Origin of the sequence: Hyphomonas sp., assembly GCF_040882205.1 — a bacterium.
Lineage (GTDB): Bacteria > Pseudomonadota > Alphaproteobacteria > Caulobacterales > Hyphomonadaceae > Hyphomonas.
On the sequence record NZ_JBBEBT010000157.1, the window covers coordinates 1 to 4,407 of the forward strand.

Below are 4,407 nucleotides of genomic sequence, written 5' to 3' on the forward strand. Positions count from 1 at the left end.
TCGCCATCGCTTATGAAACAGTCACCGATTCCGAAGGCGGCCTCCCGCTTCTTCGCCCGATGAGCCAGGTCGCCGGCCGGATGTCGATGCAGGTCGCCGCCTGGGCCCTGATGCGCACGAAACGCGGGCGCGGCATTCTCCTCGGCGGCGTTCCGGGCGTGGCGCCTGCGAAAGTCGTGATCATCGGCGGCGGCGTTTCGGGGACGCATGCGGCCGAAATCGCGGTCGGGATGCGCGCGGATGTGACAGTCTTTGACCGGAACAATATCCGCCTCGGCCAGCTGGACGAGCAATTCCGCGGCAGCCTGAAGACGATGTACTCCACCGCGCATTCCCTCGCCGAAGCGATCAAGGACGCCGACCTCGTGATCGGCGCCGTTCTCATTCCGGGCGCTTCGGCGCCAAAACTGATCAGCCGCGCGCAGCTGAAAACCATGAAGCCGGGCGCCGTGCTCGTCGATATCGCCATCGACCAGGGCGGCTGTTTTGAAACCAGCCACGCCACGACCCACGAAGACCCGATCTATGACGTGGACGGAATACTTCACTACTGCGTCGCCAACATGCCGGGTGCCGTTCCGCGCACATCAACTTATGCGCTGAACAATGCCACCCTGCCCTTCGTGATGCAGATTGCCAACAAGGGCGCCCGCGCCGCCATCAATGCGGACCGGCACCTGGCCAACGGCCTCACCGTCGATCGCGGCGCAATCGCCCACAAGCTCGTTGCCCGCGATCTCGGTGAAACCTATGTCCGGCCTGACTGGCTGAACGTCGCCTTTGCCTGATCCATCCGCAGACGGTCCAACCAGGAGCTGAGGGCGCCAATCGCATCGTCAATGGTGGCACGCGGCTTGCCGGGAATTGCAGCGATCTGCGCCCGCTGCTCGATGACCAGCCAGAGGCCCAGGACTTCGATGTCCACGACGCGCCATTCTCCGTCCCGCTTCATCACGCGCCAGCGGACGGTCATCTCGTCCTTGCCCGGCGGCGTGACGCGCGTCTCTGGGATGGAATCCGCCGCGCTCCGGTCAACCGAACCAATGACCTCCACTTCGGCATTGGTAAAGTCATCGCGGTATTTCCGGAAGGTGCTTGCGATGAAGCCATCAAAGGCAGCCGCGAAGCGCTGGCTGTCGTCATCGCTGATCCGGCGGGCATTTTTTCCAAGGGTGAAGCGGGCAACAGCCGGAACGTCGATTGACTCGGAGAACGCGGCGGCGCCGCGAACGGGGTCTGAAATCCGGGTCGCAGCGGCGGCAGTCAGCGCTTCAGCTTCCTGACCCGGGAAGGCCGGTAAGGCGAAAACCGTGAGGGCGGCGCCGGCGAGAAGGGCACGCATGCGCATGGGCCTGATCCGTTGATTACGTGAACGCTGACCAGTCAAAGCGTTCAGCGCGGATTTGTTCCCGGCCCTGATGAAAGCTCTCTGGCATCCGCCCCGCCGGGCGCACATGAAACCTCCACCAATGCAGGGTTAAGGATACCGGGGTGTTGCGCGGCGGCAACACCTCGTCTGCCACCCGGCTATTCTTTCGCCACTTCGCCGCGAACCATGACGAAATCAACAGCTTTCAGGACCTCCACATCCTTCAGCGGATCGCCTTTCACGGCGATGAGATCGGCGCTCTTGCCGGGCTCGAGCGTTCCGATTTCGGCGGTCAGACCGAGGAGGTCAGCGGCATTGATCGTTGCAGCCTTTATCGCTTCGACTGGCGGCATGCCGAACTTCACCATCAGCTCGAACTCGTCAGCATTGCGGCCATGCCTGGAGACGCCGGCATCAGTGCCAAACGCAATCTTCACGCCCCTGGCATAGAGGATTTCGAGGCTCTTGCCGGTAATGCCAATGCGCCATTCGATCTTGGCACGGACATCCGGCTCGTAGGAGTCCGGGTTATTCCTGATGCGCTCGATATATCCGTTCACGGTCGAAAGCGTTGGTACATAATAGGCGCCCGTTGCGACGAAGGCATCGATGGTTTCGGGATCCAGGATGGTGCCGTGCTCGATGGAATCGACGCCGGCGTCCAGCGCAAGACGGATACCGTCTGCGCCGTGGGCATGGGCGGAAACCTTCTTGCCGAACAGCTTCGCCGTTTCGACGATGGCGACCGCTTCATCCATGAACATCTGCGCGCCGAGGCCGGCGCCGATGCGGCTGTTGACGCCGCCCGTGGCGCCGAACTTGATCACGTCTGCCCCGCGCGCGACCTGCAGGCGGACGGCGCGGCGGCAATCTTCGGCGCCGTTGCAGGTATTTCCAGCGGCGTTGAAATACGCGCGCAGGTCATCGCGGTAACCAAGCGAGCCATCCATGTGGCCGGAAGAGCCGGAAATCGAGGCGCCGGCATCGAGGATACGGGGTCCGGAAATCTGGCCGTCATTGACCGCGTCACGAAGCGCGAGCACCGCGCCATCGCCGTCGCCGAGATTGCGCACGGTGGTAAAACCTGCGCGCAGCGTTTTCATCCCATTGTCCCAGGCATTGAAGGCCTGCGCGGCAGACGAGAGGGTGATGTCTTCGAGCTGCGAAGCGATGCCGCCGGTATCCGAGGTCAGGTGCACATGCGAATCGATCAGGCCCGGCAGGACATAGCTGTCCTTCAGGTCGATCACGCGGACGGTCTTGTCTTTCGGCGTTTTCAGACCCGCTTCGAGCGAGACGATCTTGCCATCGGTGATGACGATCGTAGTCTGGCCGAGCGGCGCTTCGCCCGGGACCGCGAGGACTTTTCCGGCCTGAACATAAACGGTCTCGGCGAGCGCGGGCAGCGCGAGCCCGGCCGCGATGGCGGCGCTCGCAGCGGCGCGAAGGAAGCGGGCGGAAATGGGCATGTGTCTGAAGCTCCGAACTCAGTGGGAAACAAGTACTGCATAGGTGTTATCAGGGGCGCGCCGATATAAAAAGCCTCGCCGCAAGGTTCATTGGCGTTAGGGTCGCCCCTATATGCCGGCCATATGCGAGCGTGAGAGGACTGACCCGTGATTGAACTCATCATCGACAAGCGCTCGCGCGGCCCGGGCGGCGGATTTGAGGTTGGCCGGGTGCTGCCTGTTGCCAGGCGGCGGATGGCAGGGCCATTCATCACCGAATTCACGCCGCTGCCCGAAAGCTGAACTTTCAAAGGATCGACCCGCAATGAAGACCGAGACCGTGACCTTTGTGGGCGGCGGCGGACAGGAACTCGCCGGGCGGATAGAGCGCCCGGCAGGCACGCCGCGCGCCTGGGCGATTTTCGCGCACTGTTTCACCTGTAGCAAGGATTCGGTGGCGGCGGTGCGCGTCTCGCGCGCGCTGACGGCGCAAGGGTTCGGTGTGCTGCGGTTTGACTTTGCGGGGATCGGCGCCTCCGGCGGCAGGTTCGAGCATACGACTTTCTCCTCCAATGTGGACGATGTGGTGGCGGCGGCGGACTATGTTCGATCCGCCTGCGGAGCGCCTGCCTTGCTGATAGGCCACAGCCTTGGAGGCGCGGCCGTGCTGGCGGCGGCGGGACGGATTTCGGACGTGAAGGCGGTCGCGGCGATCGGCGCGCCGGCCGATGTGGCGCATATCGAGCAAAACTTTGCGGATGCCGTCGCCGAGATCGAGACGGAAGGAACGGCGCGCGTTGCGCTGGGCGGGAAGATCTTCACGGTGCGCCGCGAGTTATTGGAGGACATTCGCAACCAGCCTCAGATGCAGCGCATTTCCGGCATGCGCAAGGCGCTGCTCATCCTGCATGCGCCGGGCGACATGACGGTTGGCATCGAGAATGCGACGATGATCTACCGCGCGGCGAAGCATCCGAAGAGTTTCGTCTCACTGGACGGCGCGGACCATTTCCTCTCCAAGCCGGAAGACGCGGCCTATGCGGCGAGCGTGATCACGGCCTGGGCCGCGCGCTATATGCCGATGCCGGAAGCGGCGGGCCACCTCCAGGGCAGCGTTGTAGCCGAAGAAGCAGGGCAGGGTCCTTACACGAACCTTGTCCGCTCCGGACGCCATTCCCTGATGGCGGATGAGCCTGTCGACGTTGGCGGCGCGGACGCGGGGCCTTCGCCCTATGATTTGCTGGCGGCGAGCCTGGCAGCCTGCAAGTCGATGACGATGCGGATGTATGCGAACCGGAAGCAGTGGAAAGTGGACCAGATCGCCGTGTCGGTGAAGCATGACAAGGTGCATGCCGCCGACTGCGCGGACTGCGAAACGCGCGAGGGCAAGATCGACGTATTCACCGTTTCCCTCACAATCGAGGGCGACCTTGACGCAGAGCAGCGCGCCAGGCTGATCGAGATTTCCGGCAAATGCCCCGTGCACCGGACACTGATGAGCGAAGTGAAGATCCGGCTGGCGGATTGATCCATTTTGCGGACCTGCCTGGACACGTGCGGGCGGCCGGGCTTGAACCGGCAAGGCCTTGC

Annotated in this window: 5 protein-coding genes; 3 read left to right on the forward strand and 2 right to left on the reverse strand. The window is 63.5% G+C overall.

Translation table 11 applies throughout. From position 1 onward, the window contains the following. Positions 1-788 (forward strand): alanine dehydrogenase (locus tag WEA77_RS06395; protein WP_368067039.1); only part of this gene is annotated, 788 nt, incomplete at its 5' end. Here the strand turns inward: WEA77_RS06395 and WEA77_RS06400 are convergent. Further along, positions 749-1,348 (reverse strand): phospholipid-binding protein MlaC, encoded by a 600-nt coding sequence (locus WEA77_RS06400; protein WP_368067040.1) that lies wholly within the window; start codon positions 1,346-1,348, stop codon positions 749-751. The two genes, WEA77_RS06395 and WEA77_RS06400, sit on opposite strands and share 40 nt — an antisense overlap. Positions 1,349-1,527: 179 nt before the next feature. Beyond that, positions 1,528-2,838, reverse strand: coding sequence for an amidohydrolase family protein (locus WEA77_RS06405; RefSeq protein ID WP_368067041.1), 1,311 nt, complete (start codon positions 2,836-2,838; stop codon positions 1,528-1,530). Positions 2,839-2,985: 147 nt separating this feature from the next. Between WEA77_RS06405 and WEA77_RS06410 the strand changes: the two genes are divergently transcribed. Beyond that, positions 2,986-3,120 (forward strand): hypothetical protein, encoded by a 135-nt coding sequence (locus tag WEA77_RS06410; RefSeq protein ID WP_368067043.1) that lies wholly within the window; start codon positions 2,986-2,988, stop codon positions 3,118-3,120. A 22-nt stretch (positions 3,121-3,142) separates the two neighbouring features. Next, entirely contained in the window at positions 3,143-4,345 is a 1,203-nt protein-coding gene (locus tag WEA77_RS06415) for an alpha/beta fold hydrolase (protein ID WP_368067042.1), read from the forward strand. Positions 4,346-4,407: the final 62 nt, after the last annotated feature.

Coding starts and splice junctions, on each gene's coding strand:
- WEA77_RS06400 (WP_368067040.1), bottom strand. CDS start 1,348: ATGCGCATGCGTGCCCTTCTCGCCGGCGCCGCCCTCACGGTTTTCGCC.
- WEA77_RS06405 (WP_368067041.1), bottom strand. CDS start 2,838: ATGCCCATTTCCGCCCGCTTCCTTCGCGCCGCTGCGAGCGCCGCCATC.
- WEA77_RS06415 (WP_368067042.1), top strand. CDS start 3,143: ATGAAGACCGAGACCGTGACCTTTGTGGGCGGCGGCGGACAGGAACTC.